This window comes from Enterobacter cloacae complex sp. SHL009 (genome assembly GCF_049237205.1).
Taxonomy (GTDB): domain Bacteria; phylum Pseudomonadota; class Gammaproteobacteria; order Enterobacterales; family Enterobacteriaceae; genus Enterobacter; species Enterobacter cloacae_M.
The window spans coordinates 221,734-246,938 of record NZ_JBMKIW010000007.1; the positions used below are offsets into that span (position 1 = coordinate 221,734).

Annotated in this window: 23 protein-coding genes and 2 tRNA genes; 7 read left to right on the forward strand and 18 right to left on the reverse strand. The window is 56.7% G+C overall.

Going from position 1 to position 25,205, the window contains the following annotated elements:
* Positions 1-3: 3 nt before the first annotated feature.
* Positions 4-1,347, reverse strand: coding sequence for a Na(+)-translocating NADH-quinone reductase subunit A (locus tag ACOTZC_RS17100; RefSeq protein WP_421635889.1), 1,344 nt, complete (start codon positions 1,345-1,347; stop codon positions 4-6).
* 298 nt (positions 1,348-1,645) lie between these two features.
* Between ACOTZC_RS17100 and dpaA the strand changes: the two genes are divergently transcribed.
* The gene (gene dpaA / locus ACOTZC_RS17105) at positions 1,646-2,386 is read left to right on the forward strand and encodes a peptidoglycan meso-diaminopimelic acid protein amidase (RefSeq protein WP_023310497.1); all 741 of its coding nucleotides are present in this window, start codon (positions 1,646-1,648) and stop codon (positions 2,384-2,386) included.
* On the opposite strand, the gene ACOTZC_RS17110 is transcribed toward dpaA, so the two are convergent.
* The gene (locus tag ACOTZC_RS17110; RefSeq protein ID WP_023310496.1) at positions 2,357-3,124 is read right to left on the reverse strand and encodes a class II glutamine amidotransferase; all 768 of its coding nucleotides are present in this window, start codon (positions 3,122-3,124) and stop codon (positions 2,357-2,359) included. The genes dpaA and ACOTZC_RS17110 overlap by 30 nt on opposite strands.
* Positions 3,125-3,274: 150 nt before the next feature.
* The gene (lpcA, locus tag ACOTZC_RS17115; protein WP_010427884.1) at positions 3,275-3,853 is read right to left on the reverse strand and encodes a D-sedoheptulose 7-phosphate isomerase; all 579 of its coding nucleotides are present in this window, start codon (positions 3,851-3,853) and stop codon (positions 3,275-3,277) included.
* Positions 3,854-4,092: 239 nt separating this feature from the next.
* On the opposite strand from lpcA, the gene fadE reads away from it, so the two are divergent.
* Positions 4,093-6,537 (forward strand): acyl-CoA dehydrogenase FadE, encoded by a 2,445-nt coding sequence (gene fadE / locus ACOTZC_RS17120; RefSeq protein ID WP_023310495.1) that lies wholly within the window; start codon positions 4,093-4,095, stop codon positions 6,535-6,537.
* Between the two features lie 108 nt (positions 6,538-6,645).
* Complete coding sequence (locus ACOTZC_RS17125; protein ID WP_023310494.1) at positions 6,646-7,416, forward strand: amidohydrolase; 771 nt, start codon at positions 6,646-6,648, stop codon at positions 7,414-7,416.
* A 107-nt stretch (positions 7,417-7,523) separates the two neighbouring features.
* Here the strand turns inward: ACOTZC_RS17125 and ACOTZC_RS17130 are convergent, their stop codons facing one another.
* The 9 genes from ACOTZC_RS17130 to dnaQ form a co-directional block, all read right to left on the reverse strand.
* Positions 7,524-9,125 (reverse strand): gamma-glutamyltransferase family protein, encoded by a 1,602-nt coding sequence (locus ACOTZC_RS17130; RefSeq protein WP_163354084.1) that lies wholly within the window; start codon positions 9,123-9,125, stop codon positions 7,524-7,526.
* 9 nt (positions 9,126-9,134) lie between these two features.
* The gene (locus ACOTZC_RS17135) at positions 9,135-10,010 is read right to left on the reverse strand and encodes an ABC transporter permease (RefSeq protein ID WP_047174665.1); all 876 of its coding nucleotides are present in this window, start codon (positions 10,008-10,010) and stop codon (positions 9,135-9,137) included.
* A gap of 2 nt (positions 10,011-10,012) precedes the next feature.
* Complete coding sequence (locus tag ACOTZC_RS17140) at positions 10,013-10,954, reverse strand: ABC transporter permease (RefSeq protein WP_047174664.1); 942 nt, start codon at positions 10,952-10,954, stop codon at positions 10,013-10,015.
* A gap of 18 nt (positions 10,955-10,972) precedes the next feature.
* On the reverse strand, positions 10,973-12,487 hold the full coding sequence (locus tag ACOTZC_RS17145; RefSeq protein ID WP_174259815.1) for an ABC transporter substrate-binding protein: 1,515 nt from the start codon (positions 12,485-12,487) through the stop codon (positions 10,973-10,975).
* 2 nt (positions 12,488-12,489) lie between these two features.
* Entirely contained in the window at positions 12,490-13,572 is a 1,083-nt protein-coding gene (locus ACOTZC_RS17150) for an ABC transporter ATP-binding protein (RefSeq protein WP_045356212.1), read from the reverse strand.
* On the reverse strand, positions 13,569-14,582 hold the full coding sequence (locus ACOTZC_RS17155) for an ABC transporter ATP-binding protein (RefSeq protein ID WP_045400521.1): 1,014 nt from the start codon (positions 14,580-14,582) through the stop codon (positions 13,569-13,571). The genes ACOTZC_RS17150 and ACOTZC_RS17155 overlap by 4 nt, the downstream gene beginning before the upstream one ends.
* Positions 14,579-15,298, reverse strand: coding sequence for a FadR/GntR family transcriptional regulator (locus tag ACOTZC_RS17160; RefSeq protein ID WP_023310487.1), 720 nt, complete (start codon positions 15,296-15,298; stop codon positions 14,579-14,581). Before ACOTZC_RS17160 ends, ACOTZC_RS17155 begins: the two co-directional genes overlap by 4 nt.
* 379 nt (positions 15,299-15,677) lie before the next feature.
* A tRNA-Asp gene (locus ACOTZC_RS17165) sits at positions 15,678-15,754 on the reverse strand.
* Positions 15,755-15,886: 132 nt separating this feature from the next.
* The gene (dnaQ, locus tag ACOTZC_RS17170; RefSeq protein WP_029739690.1) at positions 15,887-16,618 is read right to left on the reverse strand and encodes a DNA polymerase III subunit epsilon; all 732 of its coding nucleotides are present in this window, start codon (positions 16,616-16,618) and stop codon (positions 15,887-15,889) included.
* Between the two features lie 64 nt (positions 16,619-16,682).
* Here dnaQ and rnhA point away from each other — a divergent pair, with 64 nt between their 5' ends.
* Entirely contained in the window at positions 16,683-17,150 is a 468-nt protein-coding gene (gene rnhA / locus ACOTZC_RS17175) for a ribonuclease HI (protein ID WP_023310485.1), read from the forward strand.
* Here the strand turns inward: rnhA and ACOTZC_RS17180 are convergent.
* Complete coding sequence (locus ACOTZC_RS17180) at positions 17,147-17,866, reverse strand: class I SAM-dependent methyltransferase (protein ID WP_023310484.1); 720 nt, start codon at positions 17,864-17,866, stop codon at positions 17,147-17,149. The two genes, rnhA and ACOTZC_RS17180, sit on opposite strands and share 4 nt — an antisense overlap.
* A gap of 32 nt (positions 17,867-17,898) precedes the next feature.
* On the opposite strand from ACOTZC_RS17180, the gene gloB reads away from it, so the two are divergent.
* Together gloB and mltD are read left to right on the forward strand one after the other, a co-directional pair.
* Entirely contained in the window at positions 17,899-18,657 is a 759-nt protein-coding gene (gloB, locus tag ACOTZC_RS17185) for a hydroxyacylglutathione hydrolase (RefSeq protein ID WP_045400519.1), read from the forward strand.
* A gap of 68 nt (positions 18,658-18,725) precedes the next feature.
* The gene (gene mltD / locus ACOTZC_RS17190; RefSeq protein ID WP_047174660.1) at positions 18,726-20,090 is read left to right on the forward strand and encodes a murein transglycosylase D; all 1,365 of its coding nucleotides are present in this window, start codon (positions 18,726-18,728) and stop codon (positions 20,088-20,090) included.
* Between the two features lie 51 nt (positions 20,091-20,141).
* Here the strand turns inward: mltD and ACOTZC_RS17195 are convergent, their stop codons facing one another.
* From ACOTZC_RS17195 to ACOTZC_RS17205, 3 genes are all read right to left on the reverse strand, one after another.
* Positions 20,142-20,915, reverse strand: a complete 774-nt coding sequence (locus ACOTZC_RS17195) for a class I SAM-dependent methyltransferase (RefSeq protein WP_045400514.1) — start codon at positions 20,913-20,915, stop codon at positions 20,142-20,144.
* Between the two features lie 75 nt (positions 20,916-20,990).
* The gene (locus ACOTZC_RS17200) at positions 20,991-21,791 is read right to left on the reverse strand and encodes an endonuclease/exonuclease/phosphatase family protein (protein ID WP_024909448.1); all 801 of its coding nucleotides are present in this window, start codon (positions 21,789-21,791) and stop codon (positions 20,991-20,993) included.
* A 136-nt stretch (positions 21,792-21,927) separates the two neighbouring features.
* Entirely contained in the window at positions 21,928-23,103 is a 1,176-nt protein-coding gene (locus ACOTZC_RS17205; RefSeq protein WP_248196073.1) for an MFS transporter, read from the reverse strand.
* A 104-nt stretch (positions 23,104-23,207) separates the two neighbouring features.
* On the opposite strand from ACOTZC_RS17205, the gene yafC reads away from it, so the two are divergent.
* On the forward strand, positions 23,208-24,113 hold the full coding sequence (gene yafC, locus ACOTZC_RS17210) for a DNA-binding transcriptional regulator YafC (RefSeq protein WP_029739684.1): 906 nt from the start codon (positions 23,208-23,210) through the stop codon (positions 24,111-24,113).
* A 29-nt stretch (positions 24,114-24,142) separates the two neighbouring features.
* Here the strand turns inward: yafC and dkgB are convergent, their stop codons facing one another.
* Both dkgB and ACOTZC_RS17220 read right to left on the reverse strand, forming a co-directional pair.
* On the reverse strand, positions 24,143-24,946 hold the full coding sequence (gene dkgB, locus ACOTZC_RS17215) for a 2,5-didehydrogluconate reductase DkgB (RefSeq protein ID WP_248161600.1): 804 nt from the start codon (positions 24,944-24,946) through the stop codon (positions 24,143-24,145).
* Positions 24,947-25,106: 160 nt separating this feature from the next.
* Positions 25,107-25,183 (reverse strand) — tRNA-Asp (locus tag ACOTZC_RS17220).
* Positions 25,184-25,205 lie beyond the last annotated feature (22 nt).

The following is a 25,205-nucleotide window of genomic DNA, read 5'->3' on the forward strand; positions in this document are numbered from 1 at the left end:
CGGTTATCCTTCCTGCTCAATACGGGTTAACACCTCGCGCAATACCGGTCCATATTCGTATTTGCCCGGACAGACATAGGTACAGAGCGCCAGATCTTCTTCGTCCAGCTCCAGACAGCCCAGCGCCTGCGCGCCGTCGGTATCGCCGGCCAGAAGATCGCGCAGCAGCACGGTGGGAAGAATATCCAGCGGCATGACGCGCTCGTAGTTGCCAATCGGGACCATGGCGCGCTCGCCACCGTGCGTACTGGTTGAGAAGTTAAACAGCTTATTACGCAGGAAGTGGCCCAGCGTGGTTCGGGTGACGGAGTATTTTTCTGCGCCTGGCAGAACCCAGCCAAACAGCTCTTTCTCCCGCCCTTCCTGCACAATGCTGACCTGCAAATGGAAACGTCCCAGGTACGCGTGCGCATTGGCAGCATGGCGACCGCTGAGGACCGATCCGGAAATCAGGCGGTTTTCGCCCTCTTTCGTTTCCCCCACCAGCAGTTCGTTGATGTCAGCGCCCAGCAGCGTCTTCACCAGGCGCGGATTTGCAGCCTGCGGTCCGCCGATGGCGATTATCCGTTCAGCGCAGAGTTCACCCGTAGTAAAGAGCTTACCGATGGCGATGACGTCCTGATAATTAAGGTGCCAGACCTGTTTCGTCAGGCTGACTGGCTCAAGGAAATGGATGTGCGTCCCGACCAGACCCGCCGGATGCGGGCCAGAAAATTCATTAAACGTGACCTGCCCCAGCGGATGGCCGCCAAGCATGCCGCCGCCGGCCTGGCAAACGTGCACTTTTCCGGGCGTGAGGCGGGTTAGAATTGTGAGTCCTGCATCAAAAGCTTTTCGCTGTGCCAGGATAACCGGTTCCGGGTCCACGCTGAGCGGGTTGGTGTCGATGGCGGTGACGAAAATCGCGGCCGGCTCCGTGCCCGGAACAGGGGATTTGCTGAAGGGGCGCGTACGAAGCGCGGTCCATAAACCGGACGCCAGGAGCTGACCCTGAACGGCGTCACGGTTCAGCGACGCGAGCTCTGCGGCGTCGTAATGGGCAAATTCACGCTTTTCATCGCCCTCAATGCGGATAACCACCGACTGCAGAACGCGCCGCTCGCCACGGTTGATGGCCACAACGGTGCCGCTCGCGGGGGCTGTGAACATCACGCCGGGATTTTTTTTGTCCTCAAAGAGCGCCTGTCCTTTGATAACGCGATCGCCCTCCTGTACCAGCATTGAAGGACGCATACCCAGGTAGTCTTCGCCCAAAATGGCGACATGACGGACACTTGCGCCTGTCGAAACGTGCTGCGCTGGCACGCCTGCAATCGGCAGATCAAGTCCTTTTTTAATTTTAAACATGTGGTTAGCAGGTTTCCATGAACAACAATCCAGTGGGCGCAAAGTGTAACATTTTCCCCTTCCCGCGGGCAGGGAATCCGCCGTCGCGCGCGCCAAATTGCGAGCTAATGCGCAAAGTTCCTGGAGCCATCGCAATTTTGATGGTTTATAAAGTAAAACTAATTTGTAAACTCAACGCCCGGCTCTTGCGAAAATCTATAGCGGTGCTAATGTGAGCGCTCCTAACAGAATAATCTGATTTCGGGTCTCTTTTGCCGTCCTGGCAAGTTGGTCATGGTTTTATCAAGGAACTAGTAGTATGCGTAAAATCGCATTGTTCATTGCGATGCTTCTGATGCCGTGCATGTCGTTTGCCGGACTGCTCAGCAGTAATAGCTCAACGACGCCGGTCAGCAAGGAATATAAACAGCAGTTAATGGGATCGCCGGTTTATATTCAGATCTTCAAGGAAGAGCGCACTCTCGATCTGTTTGTCAAAATGGGCGAGACATATCAGCTGCTTGATAGTTACAAAATTTGTAACTACTCCGGCGGACTGGGGCCAAAACAGCGTCAGGGCGATTTCAAAAGTCCGGAAGGGTTCTACAACGTTCAGCGCAGCCAGCTCAAGCCTGACAGCCGCTTCTATAAAGCCATTAACATCGGCTTCCCGAATGCCTATGACCGTGCACACGGTTATGAAGGTAAATATCTGATGATCCACGGTGCCTGCGTGTCTATCGGCTGTTATGCGATGACCGACTCCGGCATTGATGAGATTTTCCAGTTCGTGACGGGCGCGCTGGTCTTTGGGCAGCCTAACGTACAGGTCAGCATCTATCCGTTCCGCATGACGGACGCCAACATGGCGCGTCACAAGTACTCATACTACGCGGATTTCTGGAAACAGCTGAAGCCGGGTTACGACTACTTTGAGCAGACCCACAAGCCACCGGTGGTCTCTATCGTCGATGGCCGTTACGTGGTCAGCAAACCGCTGAGCCACGAAGTCGTCCACCCGCAGCTGGCGTCAAATTACACGGTCCCCGAGACAAAATAGCACCCACTCGCCTGGCATAATCTTTTGCCAGGTTTCGTTGCCCGTCAGCGGCTGCGTTGCGATAACAGTGACCACATCGTTCGGTGTGGTCTCCTTCTGAAAGTCTATCTCCACATCCTGATCGAGCAGCGTCGCAACGCCAAACGGCGCACGGCGGGTGATCCAGAACAGATTCGTCGAGCAGAACGCCATCACATAGCGGCCGTCAGAGAGCAGCATGTTGAACACGCCTTTTTCACGCAGTTCAGACGCCAGCGTCGCGATGTATTTGAATACGGCAGTCATGTTGCCGGGCGTGCGGGGATAGCGCTCCGTCAGCTTGTGCAGCAGCCAGCAGAAGGCTTTTTCGCTGTCCGTTTCGCCGACCGGGCGGAAATTGCCCGTCTCCAGCGACTTATAGCCCGTGAGCTGCCCGTTGTGCGCGTAGGTCCAGTTTCGGCCCCACAGCTCGCGGGTAAACGGATGGGTATTTTCCAGCGCTACTTCGCCACGGTTAGCCTGACGGATGTGGGCGATTACCGAGCGGGACTTGATCGGGTAGTCCTGCACCAGTTTGGCAATAGGTGAGTTAAAGCTGGGCTGTGGATCTTTGAACGTGCGACACCCTTTGCCTTCGTAGAAGGTGATGCCCCAGCCGTCTTTATGCGGCCCGGTTCCTCCACCACGCTGAACCAGCCCGGTGAAACTAAAGCAGATATCAGTTGGCACATTGGCGCTCATCCCGAGCAGTTCGCACATACAGCACCTCCACAAAACGCCTTAACGCGGGAAGGCGTAATTGTTGCAGCCAGTTTGGATTCGGACAGCGCGCAGAAACCGGAGCGTACACGTAGTACGTGAGGATTTCGAGCACTGCCCGGATTCAAAATGGCAAATAAAATAGCCTTCTTACTTAACCATCTCTTTTTCGATCAGCTGAATCAGGATGTGGATCACTTTGATGTGAATTTCCTGAATACGGTCAGCATAACCGAAGTGCGGAACGCGAATTTCGACATCCGCCGTACCGTCCATCTTACCGCCATCTTTACCGGTCAGGGTGATGACCTTCATCCCTTTTTCACGCGCGGCGGCGATCGCTTTGATCACGTTGCCGGAGTTGCCAGAAGTAGAGATCCCCAGCAGCACGTCGCCTTCACGGCCTACGGCTTCAACGTAGCGGGAGAAGATGTGGTCGTAACCGAAGTCGTTGCCTACGCAGGAGATGTGGCTCACGTCGGAAATCGCAATCGCCGGGTAGCCCGGACGGTTTTCGCGATAGCGTCCGGTCAGCTCTTCTGCGAAGTGCATAGCGTCACAGTGGGAACCGCCGTTACCGCAGGAGAGCACTTTGCCACCGGCTTTGAAGCTGTCGGCAAGCAGGACCGCTGCGCGCTGAATAGCGTGAATATTGGCATCATCTTTCAGAAAGTTCGCCAGCGTTTCCGCCGCTTCGTTCAGTTCGTTACGAATAAGATCCTGGTACATGAGGATAATCCTTCAGTATTGATGAAATAACACAGTGGAGTGTACCGGATAGCAAGAAAAGCGAGAAGCTAAAGCCATGCGAAACGTCCGGCGTTTTGATTTTTTGTGCCGGCTAAAACGCGAACAATGTGAACCAGGTTGTAATTATTTTGTAAACATATTGCTAAAGGAAATAACATCAACTACAACCATATCATCACAAGTGGTCAGACCTCCTACAAGCAAGGGAGCTTTTCTTTATGATGATTTTGAGCATTCTCGCAACCGTTGTTCTGCTCGGTGTGTTGTTCTATCACCGCGTGAGTTTATTCCTGAGCAGCCTGATTCTTCTGGCCTGGACGGCTGCGCTTGGCGCCGCAGGCCTCTGGAATATCTGGCTTTTAGTCCCTCTTGCCATCATTCTTCTGCCGTTTAACCTGGCCCCGATGCGTAAATCAATGATCTCTGCGCCGGTGTTCAAAGGCTTCCGCAAAGTGATGCCGCCCATGTCGCGTACCGAGAAAGAAGCGATTGACGCAGGCACCACCTGGTGGGAAGGCGATCTGTTCCAGGGCAACCCGGACTGGAAAAAGCTGCATAACTATCCGCAGCCGCGCCTGACCGCTGAAGAACAGGCCTTTATTGACGGCCCGGTGGAAGAAGCGTGCCGTATGGCCAACGACTTTGCCATCACCCATGAAATGGCCGATCTGCCGCCAGAGCTGTGGGCGTATCTGAAAGAACATCGCTTCTTCGCGATGATCATCAAGAAAGAGTACGGTGGACTGGAATTCTCCGCTTACGCTCAGGCTCGCGTCCTGCAAAAGCTGGCAGGCGTCTCCGGGATCCTGGCGATTACCGTTGGCGTGCCTAACTCCTTAGGCCCGGGCGAACTGCTGCAGCATTACGGTACCGAAGAGCAGAAAGATCACTACCTGCCGCGTCTGGCACGCGGTCAGGAAATCCCATGCTTCGCGCTGACCAGCCCGGAAGCGGGCTCCGATGCAGGCGCGATCCCGGACACCGGCGTGGTCTGCATGGGCGAGTGGCAGGGCGAGCAGGTGCTGGGCATGCGCCTGACCTGGAACAAGCGTTATATCACCCTGGCGCCAATCGCCACCGTGCTGGGTCTGGCCTTTAAGCTCTCTGACCCGGAAAAACTGCTGGGCGGTGAAGAAGATCTGGGCATTACCTGCGCGCTGATCCCAACTTCTACCCCAGGCGTTGAAATTGGTCGTCGTCACTTCCCGCTGAACGTGCCGTTCCAGAACGGTCCGACCCGCGGTCAGGACATCTTTGTGCCGATTGACTACATCATCGGCGGTCCGAAAATGGCCGGTCAGGGCTGGCGTATGCTGGTGGAATGTCTGTCCGTGGGCCGCGGCATTACCCTGCCGTCGAACTCAACCGGCGGTCTGAAGTCGGTCGCGATGGGGATTGGCGCTTACGCTCATATCCGCCGTCAGTTCAAAATCTCCATCGGCAAGATGGAAGGTATCGAAGAGCCGCTGGCGCGTATCGCGGGCAACGCCTACGTGATGGATGCCGCGGCTTCTCTGATTACCTATGGTATTATGCTGGGCGAAAAACCGGCCGTGCTGTCCGCGATTGTGAAGTATCACTGTACCCACCGCGCGCAGCAGTCGATCATTGACGCGATGGATATCGCGGGCGGTAAAGGCATTATGCTCGGCGAAGGCAACTTCCTGGCGCGCGGCTATCAGGGCGCACCGATTGCCATCACCGTGGAAGGGGCAAACATCCTGACCCGCAGCATGATGATCTTCGGTCAGGGCGCAATCCGCTGCCATCCGTACGTGCTGGAAGAGATGGCCGCCGCGCAGAACAACGACGTGGATGCCTTCGATAAGCTGCTGTTCAAACATATCGGTCACGTGGGCAGCAACAAGGTGCGCAGCTTCTGGCTGGGCCTGACGCGCGGTCTTACCAGCGCGACGCCGACCGGCGATGCGACCAAACGTTACTACCAGCATCTGAACCGTCTTAGCGCCAACCTGGCTCTGCTGTCTGACGTCTCCATGGCGGTGCTGGGCGGTAGCCTGAAGCGTCGCGAGCGTATTTCTGCCCGTCTGGGGGATGTGCTGAGCCAGATCTTCCTGGCCTCTGCGGTCCTGAAGCGTTACGACGATGAAGGCCGTCAGGAAGCGGATCTGCCGCTGGTGCACTGGGGCGTTCAGGATGCGATGTATCAGGCTGAACAGGCGATTGACGACCTGCTGGCGAACTTCCCGAACCGCTTCGTGGCGGGCGCTCTGCGCGCGGTGATCTTCCCGACCGGTCGTCACCATCTGGCGCCGTCCGACAAGCTGGACCACAAGGTGGCGAAGATCCTGCAGGTACCGAGCGCAACCCGCTCCCGTATCGGTCGTGGTCAGTATCTGACGCCGACGCCGCATAACCCGGTGGGTCTGCTGGAAGAGGCTCTGCTGGACGTGATGGCTGCCGATCCGATTCACCAGAAAATCTGTAAACAGCTGGGCAAAAACCTGCCGTTTACCCGTCTGGACGAACTGGCAAAACAGGCGCTGGCCGGCGGCATTATCAATAAAGATGAAGCCGCTCTGCTGGTGAAAGCCGAAGAGAGCCGTCTGCGCAGCATTAACGTGGATGATTTCGAACCGGACGAGCTGGCGACGCAGCCGGTAAAGCTGCCGGAGAAGCACCGCAAGCCTGAAGCGGCGTAACGCGTTTCGCTTATACAAACCCCGCCCCGCGCGGGGTTTTTTATTGCCACATTTTCTCGTAATGACGTGCTAAAGTGTCAAAAAGCGGTCGTTTGAGGAGTCTGTATCGTGCCTGGTTTGAAGATTTCGATTTTGCAGCAACCTTTAGTGTGGATGGATGGCCCCGCCAACCTGCGCCACTTCGATCGTCAACTGGAAGACATTACCGGGCGTGATGTGATTGTCCTGCCGGAGATGTTCACGACCGGCTTCGCCATGGAAGCGGCACAGCAGTCAATGCCGCAGGATGAGGTGGTCGCCTGGATGCACGCCAAAGCGCAGCAGACCAACGCGCTGATCGCCGGGAGCGCCGCCCTGCAAACGGATCGCGGGCCGGTGAACCGCTTCCTGCTGGTGGAGCCGGAAGGGAAAGTGCATTTTTACGATAAACGCCACCTGTTCCGCATGGCGGATGAGCATCATCACTATGAAGCGGGTCACGAACGCGTGGTGTTCGAGTGGCGCGGCTGGCGTATTTTGCCGCTGGTTTGCTACGACCTGCGCTTCCCGGTGTGGTCGCGCAACCGCAACGATTACGACCTGGCGCTGTATGTTGCCAACTGGCCTGCACCGCGCTCCCTGCACTGGCAGTCACTGCTGGTGGCGCGCGCGATTGAGAACCAGGCGTACGTGGTGGGCTGTAACCGCGTGGGAACCGACGGCAACGGGCATCACTACCGCGGCGACAGCCGGGTAGTGAATCCGCAGGGCGAGATCATTGCCACCGCCGAGCCGCATCAGGCGACGCGCATTGATGCGGAGCTGTCGCTGACGGCGCTGCAGGAGTATCGCGAGAAGTTTCCGGCGTGGCAGGATGCGGATCCGTTTAGCATTGGGTGAAATGTTCCCCTCACCCCGCCCCTCTCCCTCAAGGGAGAGGGGGGCGTCCGTACAGGCATTATTTTGTGGGGAACCCTCATCCCCTTTGGGAGAGGAAGGATAAAACATTAACTCACCAGCGCCTGCCCGTCCTTGCGGCTTTCCGTCGCGGCCACGTAGTGCCCTTCCGGCATACGATAGATCACCTGCGCACCGCCGAAGTTGTAATCCTGGAGCGGATCTTCCACCACGATCTGATGCCCGCGTTCGCGCAGCGCGGCAATGGTGTTGCGATCGAACGTCGATTCAACGATCACCTCCCTGCCCTGCACCACGCGCCAGCGCGGGGCGTCGATTGCCGCCTGCGGGTTTTGCCCGTGCAGCATAATGCGCAGCGCCATCTGCATGTGCCCCTGCGCCTGCATCGGGCCGCCCATCACGCCAAAGGACATCAGCGGCTGGCCGTTGCCGTCCATCGCAAAGCCCGGAATGATGGTGTGGAACGGTCGCTTGCTGCCCGCCAGCGCGTTCGGGTGCTTTGGATCCAGCACAAAGCCGCAGCCCCGGTTTTGCAGGCTGATCCCCGTATCCGGCACCACAATGCCTGAACCGAAACCCATGTAGTTGGACTGAATAAACGACACCATCATCCCGCTGGCGTCAGCGGTGCTGATGTAGACCGTGCCGCTCTGCGTCGGGGAACCGTAAATGAAATCAGAGGCGTGCTTGTGATTGATAAGCGCCGCGCGCGACTTCAGATAATGGTCGCTCAGCAGCTCTTTCGCCGCGAACGCCATATGGTCTTCATCCGCCACGTAGCGGTCGAGATCCGCCAGCGCCAGCTTCATCGCCTCAATGGACAGGTGCAGGGACTGCACGGAATCCGGATGATGCTGCTCAATGCCGCACTGCTCCAGAATGCCGAGCGCAATCAGCGTGGCGATCCCCTGGCCATTTGGCGGCAATTCCTGCACCGAACCGCCCGCGAAGTCGCGCGACAGCAGCTCTACCCAGTCCACGCGATGGTTTGCCAGATCTTCAGCCGTCAGGTGTGCGCCGTGTTCTTTGGCGAAAGCGGCAATTTTCTGCGCCAGCTCGCCGCGGTAAAAGGCTTCACCGTTGGTGCGGGCAATCAGCTCCAGCGAGTTCGCCTGCGCCGGATTACGGAAGATTTCCCCCACGCGCGGGGCGCGGCCTTCCGGCGCGAAACAGGCGCTAAAACCCGGCTGATCTTTCAGCTTGCTATAGCCGCGCTGCCAGAGATGGCCAATCAGCGGGGAGACAGGGAAACCGTTGCGCGCATAGTCAATAGCAGGCTGCGCCAGCGTGGTCAGCGGCAGCGTGCCGAAGCGTTCCGCCAGCGCCACCCAGCCGGATACCGCGCCCGGCACGGTCACCGCGTCCCAGCCAATTTCCGGCACCGCGGTTTTTCCGGCAAACAGATCCGCATGCCAGCTCGCAGGCGAACGACCGGACGCGTTCAGGCCGTGCAGCTTTTCACCGTCCCAGACGATGGCAAAGGCGTCGCTGCCGATCCCGTTGCCGGTCGGCTCAACCACCGTCAGCGCCATCGCGGCGGCAATGGCCGCATCAACGGCGTTGCCGCCCAGCTGCAGCATTTTCATTCCCGCCTGTGCCGCCAGCGGCTGCGACGTGGCGACGGCGTTACGGCCCATCATTGGCGGGCGGCGTGAAGCGTAACCGGACGTAAAATCAAGCGCTTTGGTCATCATGACTCCTTAGTCGTGGCGCGGATCGAGCGCATCGCGCAGCCCGTCGCCGAGTAAATTAAAGCCCTGCACGGCGAGGAAAATCGCCACGCCGGGGAAAACGGACATCCACGGCGCCTGCTCCAGAAACCCTTTCGCGGTGTTGAGCATGGAGCCCCATGACGGATTGGGCGGCTGCTGCCCCAGCCCTAAAAACGACAGGCTGGCTTCGGCGATAATCGCTGAGGCAATCGCCAGCGTGGCCTGCACGAGGATCGGCGACATCACGTTCGGCAGGACGTATTTGACGATGATCCAGCGATCCGGCAGACCAATCGCCCGCGCGCCATCGATATACTCTTCGTTGCGAATAGCGATCACCTGACCGCGCGTCAGGCGGGCGAAGATCGGCATCGCTGAAAGACCGATGGCGATCATCGCGTTGGTCAGGCTCGGGCCCAAAAATGCCCCCAGCGCGATCGCCATGATCAGGAATGGACAGGCCAGCAGCGCCTCGATAAACCGCGAGATCACTCCGTCCCACATCTTCTGGAAGTAACCCGCCACCAGACCCAGCGGCACGCCGATGACCACCGCGATAACGACCGACATACAGCCCGCCATCAGCGAGGTGCGAGCTCCCCAGATTATGCGGGATAAAATGTCGCGCCCCAGCTCGTCGGTGCCGAACCAGTACATCGCCGACGGCGCTTTGCGCACCGCCAGGAAGTTGGCTTTGACCGGGTCGAACGGGGCGATCCACGGCGCCAGCAGCGCCACCAGCACAAAGAAGCCCACCACCACCGCGCCAATCACCGCGCTTTTGTTGGCGAGGAATTTCTTCAGCACCCGGCTCTGCGCGCGCGGCAGCGCGGGGGCTACGGTTTGCGTCGTCAGTTCCGCCATGGTTAACCTCGCATTTTCGGGTTGATAAGGACGTAAAGCACGTCGGCCAGCAGGTTGAGCAGGAGGAAGCCGATGGCGACGATCAGCACCACGCCCTGCACCACCGCGTAGTCACGGTTAAATACCGAGTCGACGATCATCTTGCCGAAGCCCGGAATGGTGAAGACCTGCTCGGTCAGCACCGCGCCGCCCAGCAGCTCGCCGAACAGCAGCGTAGTGAGGGTGATGACCGGCACCAGCGCGTTGCGAAACGCGTGCTTTAGGATCACCGCCTTCGGCAGCAGCCCTTTCGCCCGCGCGGTACGGATGTAATCCGCTTTCAGCACGGCAATCATCGAGGCGCGGGTGTGGCGCATCAGCGTCGCCGCGAGGCCGGTTCCGAGCACGGACGCGGGCAGCAGCAGCGTGCGCAGGTTCTGAAGCGGATCTTCACTGAACGGCACGTAGCCGGATGCGGGCAGCCACTGCAGGTTCACCGAAAAGACCAGTATCAGCAGGATCCCCAGCCAGAAGTGCGGGATCGAGATCCCCGAGATCGCCACGAAGTTCGCCCCGTGATCGACCCAGCTGTTTTTGTTCACCGCCGCGAGGATCCCCATGCTGATGCCAAACACCAGCGCGATAATCATCGCCAGCAGGGACAACTCCAGCGTGACCGGCAGCTTGCTGGCGATCAGCTGCGTCACCGGTTCGTGCGTGCGTAAGGAGACGCCCAGATCGCCCTGCAGCGCCCGCGTCAGCCAGTGGAAATACTGCACGGGGATCGGCGCATCGAGGTTCAGCTCCGCGCGCAGCTGGGCGATGACCGCCGGGTCGCGCTCCTCCCCGGCCATGGCGATCAGCGGGTCGCCGGGCAGCAGCTTTTGCAGTCCGAACACCATCATGCTCACCAGCAGCAGGGTTGGTATAGCCAGCAGCAGACGTTTGCAAATCAGTTCCAGCATGGGTTCTCCTCAGGACCTTTATTTCGCCAGCGTCAAACCCGCCAGACGCACGATGCCGTCCGGGTACGGCTTAAAGCCCTGCACACTTTTGTTCAGACCGAAAATGCGCGGCTCGAAGTAGAGGTAGGCAATCGGCATGTCGGTTTGCAGCTGCTTCACCACCTTGTCGTACAGCGGCTGGCGTGCGGCCTGATCGGTGCTCTGGCGCGCCTGGGTCAGCCACTCATCGACCTGCGCGTTGCTGTAGCGGCCGTCGTTCAGCGTGCCTTTGCTGTGGATAAAGCCGTAGATGCTGCCGTCCGGATCCGGACGACCCGACCAGCCGGAGAAGCTCAGCTGATAGTCGCCGCTCTGCTGTCGATCCAGCAGCGTGGCGAATTCGGTCATCTGCAGGTTCAGGTTAAATCCGGCCTCGGCGACCATCGCCTGCAGCACCTGGCCCACCTGCTGTGAGGTTGGGTTGTTCGGCACCAGCAGGTTGACGGTGAGCGGCGCGGTGACGCCTGCCGCTTTCAGCAGCGCTTTAGCCTTGTCGACGTCACGCGGCGGGACTGGCAGGTTGACGTGATACGGGCTGACCGGGGAAAACGCCTGGTTTGCCGGGGTGTAAAGCCCTTCGAAGACCACCTGGTTCAACGCATCGCGGTCGATGGCCTGTGAAAACGCCTCGCGCACGCGGGCGTCCTTGAACGGATCGTTGGCCGGCACCTTGCCGTTGTTGATGTTGAAGGTGATGCCCTGATAGCCCAGGCCCGTCACCTTCGCCAGCGCCAGCTTGCTGTCGGCTTCGACGGTTTTAACGTCGCTTGCGGCGATGCCTTCGGTCAGGTCAAGATCGCCCGCGCGCAGGTTCGCGAGGCGCACGGAGGCATCCGGGATCGGCAGATAGATGATTTTGTCGAAGTGGTAGGCGCCTTTGTTCCAGTAGTTGTCGAAGCGGGTCAGCACGATGCGGTCCTGGGACACGCGGCTGTCGAATTTATACGGGCCGGAGCAGACCGGGTGGGCGGCAAAGTCAGGCTTTTTGGCCGCCTCGGGGGCCATCATCGCGCCCGCGCGGTCGGTGAGCTGCATCAGCAGCGCGGCATCGGGGGTCTTCAGGTGCAGCGCAATCTGCATCGGGCCGGTGACCTCGACCGATTCAACGGAAGAGAGCTCGCTTTTACGCAGAGAGCCTTTTAAGGTCAGGGCGCGGTCGAGGTTGTATTTTGCCGCGGCGGCATCGAATTTCTCACCGTCGTGGAAGGTGACGCCTTCGCGCAGATTGAGCGTCAGGGTTTTACCGTCGTCACTCCACGCCCAGTCTTTAGCCAGGCCGGGAACAACCTTCAGATTTTCATCCACGTCCACCAGCCTGTCGCACAGGGAGGCAAAGACGAAGCGGCCATAGTAGGTGCGCGCCAGATGCGGGTCGAGCATGTCCGGGTCAGCGCCCAGGCCGATCCGCAGCACGCTTTCAGAATGGGCGGGCAGCGCCGCGCCAAGCAACATAACACTTCCCAGTACGGTCAAAAGAGAATTACGCATTGTCATTATCATGAGTTCCTTGAAGGAAGGGACGAGTGGGTGGCCGCGTGTTCAAACAGCGCGCGTCGGCGCAGAAAGGCGGCGGATGGCGGTGCGATCTGAATAATGCTGCGATCGCGGTTGATCTCCTGCCAGCGATGACAGGCAACCTGACGTCCACCGTCGAGCACCTGATTGATCGGCTCAACCTGGCGGCATTCATCGGTAACGTACGGGCAGCGGGTGTGGAAACGGCAGCCGGACGGCGGGCTGGCCGGGTTGGGCAGATCCCCCTGCAGCAGCGGCGCGTCGCGTTCAACGCCCGGCTGCATCTGCGGTGCCGAGGCGATCAATGCCTGCGTATAGGGGTGCAGCGGCGCGTCAAAAATCTCGTCGACGGTGGCAAGCTCAACGATTTGCCCGAGATACATGACCGCCACGCGGTCGCTCATATGGCGGATCACCGCCAGGCCGTGGGCGACAATCACCATCGTCAGCCCCAGCTGGTGCTTCAGGCTTTCCAGCAGGTTGACCACCTGCGCCTGAACGGAGACGTCCAGCGCGGACACCGGCTCATCGCCCAGCAGCAGCTTCGGTCCCGAGGCCAGCGCGCGCGCAATGCCGATACGCTGGCGCTGCCCGCCGGAAAACTCGTGCGGATAGCGCCCGGCCCAGGCGGCAGGCAGGCCAACGGTTTTGAGCAGCTCGGCAACGCGGTACTGGCGATCCGCTTTTTTCATGTTCTGATGCAGCCACAGCGGCTCCCCGACGATCTGCTCCACCGTCATGCGCGGGTTGAGCGAGGCGAAGGGATCCTGGAAGATAATCTGCAGCTCGCGCCGGAGCTGGTTCAGGCGGGCACCGGAGGCGTCGGTGATCTCTTCCCCCTGGTAAAACACGCGCCCTTCGCTGGCGGCCAGCAGGCGCAACAGCAGACGACCAAGGGTAGATTTCCCGGAGCCGGACTCGCCGACGATCGCCAGCGTTTCGCCCGGCATCACGGCAAGCGAAACGCGATCGACCGCGGTGACAAACCGTGCCGGGGTAAAGAGTTTTTTGGGGCCGGGGAAAAGCTTGCTGAGGTCACGGGCTTCAAGAATGGGCGTGGTCATGCGATTTCTCCCAGGGCAATGTGCTGTTCGAGCGGCACGCGGAAGCAGGCGACCTGATGGCCCGCGCCGAGCGCGGTGAGCTGCGGTTTTTCAGCATGGCAGCGCGACTGCGCAAACGGACAGCGGGTGGCAAAACGGCAGCCTTTCGGCATGGATTCCGGGAGCGGGACCGATCCGGGAATGGTGGAGAGCTGGCCCTTGCGTGCGCCAAGTGAAGGAATCGAGCCCATCAGGCCGATGGTGTACGGATGCTGCGGGTCGGCAAAGATGGCCTCCACGCTCCCCTGCTCCACCACCTGTCCGGCATACATCACCGCTACCTGCTGGGCGACTTCTGCTACGACGCCTAAATCGTGGGTGATCATCAGCACCGCCGTGCCGGTTTCCTCTTTTAAGGCGTTGAGCAAGGCGAGGATTTGCGCCTGGATGGTGACGTCGAGCGCAGTGGTGGGCTCGTCGGCAATCAGCAGTTTGGGATGGTTAATCAGCGCCATCGCAATCATCACCCGCTGGCGCATGCCGCCGGAAAGCTGGTGGGGATATGCTTTCAGGCGCATCTCTGCCGCCGGGATCTGTACCTTCTCGAGGATCTGCAGCGCGACCTTCATCGCCTCTGCGCGCGAGACGTTCTGGTGCCGCATAACCGCTTCGCTAAGCTGATCCCCCAGCGTAAACGCCGGATTGAGCGAGGTCATCGGCTCCTGGAAAATCATCGCCAGCTCGCTGCCGCGCAGGTCGGCATATTCCCGCGGCGAGAGCTTTCGCAGATCGTGGCGGCGAAACTGCATCTCGCCGCTGACAATCTGCGCGCTGGCGGGCAGTAACCCCATCAGCGCCAGTGAGGTGATACTTTTCCCGCAGCCGGACTCACCCACCAGCGCCAGCGTTTCGCCCGCCCTGACGGTCAGCGAGATACCATCAAGCACGCTAACCGGCGAGCCAGCAAACGTAACGTTGAGGTTTTGCACCCGCAATACGGGCGTGGCGTCCTTAAAGGGTATTGTCGTCATGGCGTGAAGTCGTCCTCAAGGTGGATCGCCAGAATCAGGGCGGTTTGCAGGCTGAGCAGGTGTTCGCGCATGGCGGCCGCGGCTTCATTAGGCTGGCGATGGATAATCGCAGACATGATCTTATGGTGGTGGTCGTTATAGCTGTCGACACGTTCGGGCGTGCGGGCTAATTCGCGCAGATGCTGCCAGCCTGGTTCGCGCCGAACGGCATCAATGGCATCAAACAGGCCGAGCATCAGACGGTTGCCCGCCGCCTCGGCAATTGCCCGGTGAAAGGCGCTGTCCCAGAGTTCGTTGAGATCGCGGTCATCCGGGCTGACCTTGTCGATGCGTTCCAGCATGCGCTGCATGAGCGCGAGGTTTTCCCTGGTGGCACGCAGTGCCGCAAGCCGGGCTAAGCCGGGTTCGAGCTGTAGACGAGCTTCCATCACTTCCAGAAGGTTGGTCTGCTGAACCAATCCCTGAAGGGCCAGCGGTTCAACAGGTGCCGCCGGGCCAATAAAGGTCCCTTTGCCCTGCTTACGCCAGATGCGCCCCTCTTCTTCCAGCACGTCCAGCGCACGACGCACTTCGCGTCGTCCTACGCCGAGAGTGTCCGACAGCTCACGTTCCGTGGGCAGCGGTATGCCTGGTGTTGACTCATGCTGGTTGATAAGCCCGCGCAGCTGCTCAAGCGCGGTGCTGGAATTTGCCAGAAACCGTGACGGTTTTTCCATATTGGTTCGCTCGCTTTCATCATTGCTTTATTTTTATTAACGATAAGTTATTGATATGGAATGAAGCTTATCGTGCTAATGATTAAGCAATAACCAAACCAATACTTAATTGGTTCGGCATATTTTTGGAAAGCAGGAGTTAACCAAATGATTCTGCGTGAATTATTTTTACAGAAAGAAACATTCTGAACGAGGTGCGAGGAGAGGAACGATGGAGAAATGCACAACAATAGTGCAAATAATGCACTACACCTGTGCAATTGTTAATAAATTGCACCATGCATATTAACTTTATGTTAACAATAAGTGAGAGGATGAGATTACAGAAGGCTGAAACGACGAAGGCCTGAATCATTTCTGATTCAGGCCTTCTGAATAGTGGCGGAACGGACGGGACTCGAACCCGCGACCCCCTGCGTGACAGGCAGGTATTCTAACCGACTGAACTACCGCTCCACTGTTCCCGTTTGGGGAACGAGGCGCATATTACGGTGCGCCTCCGATCTCGTCAACGCTTTTTCTCACGTTTTGAATCGTTTGCTGCAAAAATCGCCCAAACGATGATTTTACAGGCATTCAGGCGTTTTTTCAGGCGCGCCACATACAGCTGCCGCCCTTCTTCTGTACCAGATCAAGCCGGGATTCGTGGTTAAGAAGCTCTTCATCACTGGCTAAAACAACCCGCAAGCGACTGGCCTGACGAACAACACGCTGAATGCCGGCTTCGCCTTGCGTCTGCTGGGATTCATTTTCCATACTGAACTTCATTGACGTCTGCCCGCCGGTCATCGTCAGATAGACATCGGCCAGGATCTGGGCATCGAGCAACGCCCCGTGGAGCGTTCGCTTGGTATTGTCTATCTCGTAGCGCGAGCAGAGTGCATCCAGGCTGTTACGCTTGCCGGGGAACATCTTCCTTGCCAGCGCCAGGCTGTCCGTCACCTTACAGAAGGTGTTCGTCTTCGGAATATCACGATTAAGCTTGCTGAATTCATAATCCATAAAGCCGATATCGAACGATGCGTTATGGATGACAAGCTCGGCGCCCTTGATATATTCCAGGAACTCGTCAGCGACATCCGCAAAAGTCGGCTTATCCAGCAAGAACTCATCGGCAATACCGTGAACGCCGAACGCTTCAGGATCCACCAGCCGATCGGGTTTGAGGTAGACGTGGAAGTTGTTCCCCGTAAGACGACGGTTCACCACTTCAACGGCGCCGATCTCGATGATCTTATGCCCTTCGTAGTGCGCGCCGATCTGGTTCATACCGGTGGTTTCGGTATCGAGGACAATCTGGCGAGTAATTGCAGTGCTCATAGCGGTCATTTATGTCAGACTTATCGTTTAACTGAACGTTTCGAATACAGGAAGTCTACCAGAGATGCGTAAACAGGTAGAAATTTTCACCGATGGATCTTGTCTCGGTAACCCAGGGCCCGGCGGCTACGGCGCGATTATGCGCTATCGCCAGCACGAAAAAACCTTTAGCGAAGGCTATTTTCTGACCACCAACAACCGGATGGAGTTGATGGCGGCCATCGTGGCGCTGGAGGCGTTAAAAGAACATTGTGACGTGGTGTTAAGCACCGACAGTCAGTACGTGCGTCAGGGGATCACCCAGTGGATCCATAACTGGAAAAAACGCGGCTGGAAAACCGCCGATAAGAAGCCGGTCAAGAACGTCGATCTCTGGAAACGTCTTGATGCTGCGCTGGGCCAGCACCAGATTAAGTGGGAGTGGGTTAAAGGCCACGCTGGCCACCCGGAAAACGAACGCTGCGACGAACTGGCGCGTGCTGCGGCATCCAATCCCGCACATGAAGATGCGGGCTATCAGCCCGACGCCTAATCGGTTTTTTTGTACTGCCGCGTGGCGCCGACGGTCTGGCGAATGGGCGTTTTCGACTTGCTCTGCTTCATAGGGTTAAGCGTAAGGGGAATAGTTCGCTTACGCGCAACGATAAACTGCAAACAGCCCAATGCAGGGAGATGGGTGCTCAGTACCACGCCCCCCTGCCGCGCCCAGGGCAGCACCTGAAAACCTCCGTAGCAGAGCACCTCAAAGTTCAGCAGCGAAAGCCAGTCGAGCTGGCGCATCATGGTGAACATCCGGCTGTTGTAAGGTGGAGTCCGGCGCAGCACCGGTACTAGCTTACGCAGGCCCATCAGGCTTAGCGGATTGAATCCGCTAAGTACCAGCCAGCCGTCATCAATCAACACGCGATCGGCTTCGCGAAGCAGACGATGCGGATCGCTGCACCAGGGTAGCGTATGTGCGAGCAAACACGCATCGACGGATTTTTCCGCAAACGGCAGATGCAGCGGGTCTGCCTTCACCTGAACCGGCGATCCGCCGAGAGAGACGTTAACCTGATGCGAGATAGCGCAGCTTTCGGTATTGATTTCCGCGCTGAGATTGCCAATCTTAAGCAGGTGAAAGCCATACATTTTCGCGAGCCAGGGCTTCAGCTGCTGTTCTAACGCTTCGCGATAGTATTCACCCCAGGGCAATTCCGCCCAACGTTCCGGTGCTGCGACAGTCTGAGGTATCCTTGCCGGTTTCATCAAAACACCCGCCACGCTCTAAGAGGTAATGTATGAATCTTATCAGTATTCCAGCGTTTCAGGACAATTACATCTGGGTTTTGGTTGACGACGATCGCCGATGCGTCATTGTCGATCCCGGAGAATCCGCCCCTGTTCTGCACGCCATAAAAGAGAACGGCTGGAAGCCAGAAGCCGTTTTGTTGACGCATCATCATAACGATCACACTGGCGGCGTGCCTGAACTGAGCGCCCATTTTCCGCATCTTGTGGTTTACGGACCGGCAGAAGCACAAGATAAGGGAATCACGCATGTAGTCGAAGAAGGCGAAAATATCCTCATACGCGAGTGGGAGTTTTCCGTATTTGCTACACCGGGTCACACTTTGGGACATCTGTGTTTCTACAGTAAGCCTTATCTTTTTTGTGGCGATACGCTGTTCTCCGGAGGCTGCGGAAGACTATTTGAAGGTACGCCAGCTCAAATGTATCAGTCTTTACAAAAGATTAACGCGCTACCCGATGAGACGCTCATTTGTTGCGCCCATGAGTATACATTAGGAAATATGAAGTTTTCCGTGAGCCTCTTACCCGAGGATCGAGCGATTCAGGATTATTATCACAAAGTGAAGGAGTTACGTGCAAAAAACCAAAAAACACTCCCCGTAATTCTGAAAAACGAGCGCCAAATTAATTTATTTTTACGAACAGATGATATTGATTTAATTAATAAAATTAACCAAGAAACAAATTTGCAACAACCAGAACAACGATTTGCATGGTTAAGGTCAAAGAAAGATAACTTCAGATAATTGCGGGTTGCCTTTTCAAAATTTCGCCGTTATCATCGCTCGTCTTTTAAGCAACTATTGACACACACATGAAGGCAAAAGCGATATTACTCGCCTCTGTCCTGCTTGTAGGTTGCCAGTCGCAAAACGGCAGCAACGTACAACAGCACGCACAGAGCCTTTCTGCGGCTGGTCAAGGGGAAGCAGGGAAGTTTGCAAGTTCGGCGCGCTGGATGGACGATGGAACATCTTACGCGCAGGATCAAGACTTGTGGACCTCTATTGGCGACGAGCTAAAGATGGGAATTCCGGAAAATCCCCGGATTCGCGAACAGAAACAGAAGTATTTAAGTAATAAGAGCTATCTCCACGATGTAACGTTACGGGCAGAGCCGTATATGTACTGGATAGCCGGGCAAGTTAAGAAACGTAACATGCCTATGGAGCTGGTACTCCTACCCATAGTGGAGAGCGCTTTTGACCCACACGCGACGTCTGGCGCCAATGCCGCAGGCATTTGGCAGATCATTCCGAGCACCGGGCGAAACTATGGTCTGAAACAGACCCGCAACTATGATGCGCGTCGCGATGTTGTCGCTTCAACGACAGCCGCTCTCGACATGATGCAACGTCTGAACAAGATGTTTGATGGCGACTGGCTGTTAACGGTCGCAGCGTATAATAGTGGCGAAGGTCGTGTACTGAAGGCAATGAAAGCGAATAAAGCACGGGGTAAATCCACCGATTTTTGGTCGCTCTCACTGCCACAGGAAACAAAGATTTACGTACCGAAAATGCTGGCATTGAGCGATATTCTCAAGAACAGCAAGCGTTACGGTGTACAACTGCCAACACCAGACGAAAGTCGTGCACTGGCGCGTGTTCGCCTCAGCAATCCGGTTGATATTCAACAAGTTGCTGATATGACGGGTATGTCGGTAAGTAAATTGAAAACCTTTAATGCAGGCGTTAAAGGCTCGACGCTGGGGGCAAGCGGCCCGCAGTATGTGATGGTTCCGCAGAAACATGCGGCGCAGTTACGTGAGTCTTTAGCATCGGGTGAAATTGCCGCCGTTCAGTCAACGCTGATCGCGGATGCATCATCAGTTAACAGCCGCAGCTATAAGGTTCGTTCAGGTGATACGCTTTCGGGCATTGCGTCACGTCTTGGCGTGAATGCGAAGGATCTGCAGCAGTGGAATAATCTGCGCAGCTCCGGCCTGAAAGTGGGTCAGACTCTGACGGTAGGTGCAGGTAGCAGCGCACAGCGTCTCGCCAGCAACAGCGATAGCATTACCTATCGCGTGCGCAAGGGCGATTCACTGTCCAGTATCGCAAAACGACACGGCGTGAACATCAAGGATGTGATGCGCTGGAACAATGATACTGACAACCTGAAACCAGGCGACCAGCTGACGCTGTTTGTGAAGAACAGCGCGACGCCAGACTCCTGATAACACGATCGAAAGATAAAAGGCACCGATTCCCCTCGGTGCCTTTTTTGTTTATCCCGCTTTTTGCGCTTCGGCCATGATGGTATCGCTGGTAAACGATCCATCTTCCTGCAGTTCAAAGTACGCTTTTACCTCCGCGGACGCACTCTCCTGATAGAGCCTGATCGCCTGGCTTAATGCTTCCGGGGTGCGCATACGCGCGATCCAGGAGCTGAACTCCAGCGGTAAGCGGTCTGTAATCAACGCGCGCGCGATCAGCCCCGCTTCAGTGATAAGCGACAACCACTCTCCGCTGGCGTAGTTTTGCACATGCGAGGTATCGCGCAGCGCTTCTACCGTCTGCAGCCAGATATTGCGCACCGGGTGTCCGGGAGACATCACATCCATAATGATGAAGGTGCCGCCCGGCTTCAGAACACGTTTGACCTCGCGCAATGCCTGGCCGACATCGTGCCAGTGGTGCGCGGAGTAACGGCTGATAACCACCTCAAACGACTCATCATCGAACGGTAAGGATTCGGCATAGCCCTGTTGCGTATCGATGTTGTCCAGTCCCTTCGCTTTCGCCGCACCGGCAACAACGTCCAGCATCTGGCTGGATAAGTCATACGCGGTAACGTGAGCGACCTGCTGCGCAGCCGTAAAGCTGGCATGCCCTGCCCCGCAGCCTAAATCCAGCACGTGCGCCTGCGGGAACGCCGCCAGACGTTCACCGAGACGCACCAGATCGCGGCCAGAAGCATGCACGGCGCTGCTCAGATAGGCACTTGCCTGAGAACCAAACTGTTTTTCTACATTGTCATGATGGGAGCGTGTTGTTGTCATCGTACTGTCCTTTGTGAGTGAAAAATAAAGGGCAGCACCCGCGCAGGCCTGCCCCACGGCAGACCTGACACACCATTATTTATCAGGTTTGCCGGGACTGAATTCGACTAGTAGAGGGTTATGATCCGAGGCGCGCGTCACCAGAACCGAGGCATCGTGCACGCTCAAACCACGATAGAAGACAAAATCGAGAGGACGACCAAAGGCTTTTTTGCGCTGGTCATCGCTAAAACGAACTTCACGCAGCGACATTTCGCGCGCAAAGCGATACAGCGCATTCATGCGCGGACGGCTCCAGGCATTGAAATCGCCGGCCATAATGATGGGCCCGCTGTGATGGGCAATCTGATCGCCGATCGGAAGTAGCTGCTTACTGTATACATCCACGCCCAGACTGAAATTTACCGCATGGATATTTACGACCATCAGCATCCGGGTATCCGGCAGCGGATAGACCGTCACCAGCGCCGATTTTGCCAGACGCAGGATAGGTTCACGTTCGCGCAGTGGACAGCAATAAACCGGATGTGCTGCTGAAAGCGTCATCACACCTGAGGGGTGTTGCGGCAGGACAAACGCAGGCACCTGGTCGGCGGCAAGATAGTTCGTGGTGGCAAAGCGTACCAGTTCAGGGGTGGTTTGTGCCTCCTGAAGCAGAACCAGATGGGCATCTTTTCCAAAGTTCTTGAGTACCGATAACCATTCGGCACGCTGCTGCTTAAAGATATTCCACACCAGTACACGGATTTTTTCATCGCTGCTTAACGGCGTGCCGGCGGGTAATGCCTGGCTTATGCTCGCAAATGACCCCGGAGGCAAGATCCTCTCCGCGGGCATTCCGGCAACATAACGCATGGCATAGGTATTTTTTCGCACTTTTGGAAACAGCCTCTGTAACATGAACCAGCCCGGAAAACGGACTGGTTCTAATGTTATAGGGACTTTAGGTCATACTTTCAACGCAATTTCTGAGAAACCGCTTTCCAGTTTTGTAAGCAAGCACTTACTGATGTTAACCCAGCGCGACGCGATCAGGTTTATCAAGGCGCCCACTCAGGCCAATCAGCAGGAAGGCCACCAGGACAATCACCGCGCCAATCCACGGAGTCTGGGTTAATCCAATATGTGCTACGGTTTGTCCGCCAATGATTGAGCCCAGCGCAATGCCGATATTAAATGCGGCAATGTTCAGACCGGACGCCACATCCACCGCATTTGGCGTATAGAGCTCGGCTTTCTGGACAACGTAAACCTGAAGCCCAGGGACATTTCCAAAGGCAAAGATCCCCATGACCAGCACAGTGACCAGCGCGGCGTAGTGTACCGAAGCCGTGAACTGGAAAATCATCAGCAGAACAACCAGGGCGGCGAAGATGAATTTCAGTGCCGGTACCGCACCATGCTTATCCGCAAGCTTGCCGCCCCAGATATTGCCAATGGCAACGGAAATACCGTATCCCAGCAAAATCCAGCTCACGGCATTGGGTGAGAAGCCCGCCAGGTCCTGCATCATCGGCGCCAGGAAGGTAAAGGCGGTGAATACGCCACCATAGCCCAGCGCAGTTACCGCGTAAATAATCAGCAAACGCGGATGCGTGAGCACCTTCAGCTGATCGCGCAAGCTGGCGCTTGCCCGGCCTGGAATATTCGACGGTACCAGCAGCAGGCTGGTCACCAGAGCGATGACGCCCAGCAAGGAGACGGCCAGAAACGTTTCACGCCAGCCGAAGTGTTGTCCGATAAACGTTCCCAGAGGTACGCCCGTAACGAGTGCGACGGTCAACCCACCAAACATGATCGCAATAGCTGAAGCCGCTTTCTCTTTGGGCACCAGGCTTGTTGCTATGGTGGAACCAATCGAGAAGAACACGCCGTGTGCAAGGCCGGTCAACAGACGGGCAATCACCAGCGTGGTGTAGTCCGGCGCCTGCCAGGCCAGAACGTTGCCGGCGGTGAACAGCACCATCAGCGCGACTAGCAGCTGCTTACGCGGAAAACGTCCGGTCAGGGCCGTCAGCACTGGCGCACCGACGGCGACGCCCAGGGCGTAGATTGATACCAGCAACCCCGCAGAGGGCAACGAGATCGCAAGCTGGTTAGCAATAGTGGGAACCAGGCCCACAATAACAAATTCGGTCGTGCCAATTGCAAAGGCACTGATCGTCAGGGCAAGTAGCGCCAGTGGCATAAAATACTCCGTATCATCAGGATTAAGATGACAGGCAGTATGCGCCAGTGCTTAAATAACAAAAATGGTCAAAATCTCAATAGAATTTTGCAGGTGGTGCAAAAATGAAAGCAACATCGGAAGAGCTGACAATCTTTGTCGCCGTCGTTGAAAGCGGCAGCTTTAGCCGCGCGGCCGAACAGCTGGGACAGGCTAATTCGGCCATCAGCCGTTCGGTAAAAAAACTGGAGATGAAGCTTGGAGTGAGTCTGCTCAACCGAACGACGCGGCAGCTGAGCCTGACGGAAGAAGGAGAGCGTTACTTCCGCCGCGTGCAGTCGGTACTGCAGGAGATGGCCGCAGCGGAGACGGAGATTATGGAGACCCGCAGCACGCCGCGTGGATTACTGCGCATTGATGCGGCCACGCCGGTGGTGCTTCACTTTCTGATGCCGCTGATCAAGCCTTTCCGCGAACGCTATCCGGAGATGACGCTTTCTCTGGTCTCCTCAGAGACGTTTATCAACCTCATCGAGCGGAAAGTGGATGTGGCTATCCGGGCGGGAACACTGACAGATTCAAGCTTGCGCGCCCGCCCTTTGTTTGCCAGCTACCGCAAAATTATCGCATCACCAGAGTATATTGCCGAACATGGTAAACCGGAGACGGTTGAAGAACTGAAGCAGCACCTGTGCCTGGGCTTTACGGAGCCGGTGTCGCTGAACACCTGGCCTGTTGCCTGCCATGATGGTCAACTTTATGAAATTACCTGCGGATTATCGTCTAACAGCGGAGAGACGCTCAAACAGCTGTGCCTGGAAGGGAACGGGATCGCCTGTTTATCAGACTATATGATTGATAAGGAGATAGCGCGGGGTGAACTGGTGGAGCTGATGGCCGACAAACGTCTGCCGGTCGAAATGCCCTTTAGCGCAGTGTATTACAGTGACAGAGCGGTAAGCACGCGCATTCGCGCCTTTATTGACTTCCTGAGTGAACATATAAAAACAGCTCCAGGAGGAGCTGTGTGAGGGTTCAGGTTACAGAGGGTGGGTCAAACTTAATCCCAGTCAGGAGCTAAACCTTCCGGGCTTACCAGGCGATCGTTGCACTCCAGTGCTGCGATCGCTTTTTTATCGTCAGCATCCAGATGAAGATTCGCTGCTAACAGGTTGCTGGCCAGGTTTTCACGCTTAGTTGATGATGGGATCACTGCATAACATTCACCCATTGCCCATGCCAGAATCACCTGCGCAGCAGTGGCGTTATGTTTCTCTGCGATACGTCTAATCACTTCATCTTTCAGCGCTTTACCGTAGGCCAGCGTCATGTATGAAGTGATGTGGATCCCGTGCTGTTTTGCCCAGTCCACGACTTTGCGGTTTTGCAGGTATGGAGACAGCTCAATCTGGTTGGTCGCAATATTTTCTGCGCCAACAGCGGCAATGGCTTTTTCCATCAGCGGAATGGTGAAGTTGGAGATCCCAATTTCGCGGGTTAAGCCCTGTTTTTTCGCTTCCAGCAGCGCCTGCATGAATTCTTCTACTGAGACGGCATCATTCGGTGATGGCCAGTGGATCAGCGTCAGATCTACGTAGTCAGTACGCAGTTTTTTCAGGCTCTCTTTCAGGCTAGGGATCAGCTTATCTTTGCTGAGATTCTCAATCCAGATTTTCGTGGTGATAAACAGTTCGTTACGCGGCACACCACTCTCTTCGAGAGCTTGTCCAACGGCAGCTTCGTTTTCATAGATCTGTGCCGTATCAACTGCACGATAACCCAGTTCAAGTGCGGTTTTAACCGATGCGATAACAACGTCGTCTTTCAGGCGGAAAGTGCCAAGACCAAATGCAGGGAGAGTCATACTATTCCTCAATCATTATGTTCGTAAACTGAGGAAGATTATCGCTGGCGTTGTTATAGAGAAAAAGATCGCAAAACGCAGAGGATTTTTGCTAATTTCGCAATAATTAAACGTCAGACAAGAAAAAAGCCCTGAGCGTGAGCTCAGGGCTTTTAATAAGTGGCGGAACGGACGGGACTCGAACCCGCGACCCCCTGCGTGACAGGCAGGTATTCTAACCGACTGAACTACCGCTCCACCGAAGACTGCTGTAACCACC

What these genes read in the sequence shown, in the direction of transcription:
- ACOTZC_RS17130 (WP_163354084.1), bottom strand. Translation starts at nt 9,125, where the DNA reads ATGACCAAAGCGCTTGATTTTACGTCCGGTTACGCTTCACGCCGCCCG.
- rnhA (WP_023310485.1), top strand. Translation starts at nt 16,683, where the DNA reads ATGCGTAAACAGGTAGAAATTTTCACCGATGGATCTTGTCTCGGTAAC.
- fadE (WP_023310495.1), top strand. Translation starts at nt 4,093, where the DNA reads ATGATGATTTTGAGCATTCTCGCAACCGTTGTTCTGCTCGGTGTGTTG.
- ACOTZC_RS17180 (WP_023310484.1), bottom strand. Translation starts at nt 17,866, where the DNA reads ATGAAACCGGCAAGGATACCTCAGACTGTCGCAGCACCGGAACGTTGG.
- mltD (WP_047174660.1), top strand. Translation starts at nt 18,726, where the DNA reads ATGAAGGCAAAAGCGATATTACTCGCCTCTGTCCTGCTTGTAGGTTGC.
- ACOTZC_RS17100 (WP_421635889.1), bottom strand. Translation starts at nt 1,347, where the DNA reads ATGTTTAAAATTAAAAAAGGACTTGATCTGCCGATTGCAGGCGTGCCA.
- ACOTZC_RS17160 (WP_023310487.1), bottom strand. Translation starts at nt 15,298, where the DNA reads ATGGAAAAACCGTCACGGTTTCTGGCAAATTCCAGCACCGCGCTTGAG.
- gloB (WP_045400519.1), top strand. Translation starts at nt 17,899, where the DNA reads ATGAATCTTATCAGTATTCCAGCGTTTCAGGACAATTACATCTGGGTT.
- ACOTZC_RS17110 (WP_023310496.1), bottom strand. Translation starts at nt 3,124, where the DNA reads ATGTGCGAACTGCTCGGGATGAGCGCCAATGTGCCAACTGATATCTGC.
- ACOTZC_RS17140 (WP_047174664.1), bottom strand. Translation starts at nt 10,954, where the DNA reads ATGCTGGAACTGATTTGCAAACGTCTGCTGCTGGCTATACCAACCCTG.
- ACOTZC_RS17195 (WP_045400514.1), bottom strand. Translation starts at nt 20,915, where the DNA reads ATGACAACAACACGCTCCCATCATGACAATGTAGAAAAACAGTTTGGT.
- dnaQ (WP_029739690.1), bottom strand. Translation starts at nt 16,618, where the DNA reads ATGAGCACTGCAATTACTCGCCAGATTGTCCTCGATACCGAAACCACC.
- dkgB (WP_248161600.1), bottom strand. Translation starts at nt 24,946, where the DNA reads ATGACTCTCCCTGCATTTGGTCTTGGCACTTTCCGCCTGAAAGACGAC.
- yafC (WP_029739684.1), top strand. Translation starts at nt 23,208, where the DNA reads ATGAAAGCAACATCGGAAGAGCTGACAATCTTTGTCGCCGTCGTTGAA.
- ACOTZC_RS17205 (WP_248196073.1), bottom strand. Translation starts at nt 23,103, where the DNA reads ATGCCACTGGCGCTACTTGCCCTGACGATCAGTGCCTTTGCAATTGGC.
- lpcA (WP_010427884.1), bottom strand. Translation starts at nt 3,853, where the DNA reads ATGTACCAGGATCTTATTCGTAACGAACTGAACGAAGCGGCGGAAACG.
- ACOTZC_RS17135 (WP_047174665.1), bottom strand. Translation starts at nt 10,010, where the DNA reads ATGGCGGAACTGACGACGCAAACCGTAGCCCCCGCGCTGCCGCGCGCG.
- ACOTZC_RS17155 (WP_045400521.1), bottom strand. Translation starts at nt 14,582, where the DNA reads ATGACGACAATACCCTTTAAGGACGCCACGCCCGTATTGCGGGTGCAA.
- dpaA (WP_023310497.1), top strand. Translation starts at nt 1,646, where the DNA reads ATGCGTAAAATCGCATTGTTCATTGCGATGCTTCTGATGCCGTGCATG.
- ACOTZC_RS17145 (WP_174259815.1), bottom strand. Translation starts at nt 12,487, where the DNA reads ATGACAATGCGTAATTCTCTTTTGACCGTACTGGGAAGTGTTATGTTG.
- ACOTZC_RS17150 (WP_045356212.1), bottom strand. Translation starts at nt 13,572, where the DNA reads ATGACCACGCCCATTCTTGAAGCCCGTGACCTCAGCAAGCTTTTCCCC.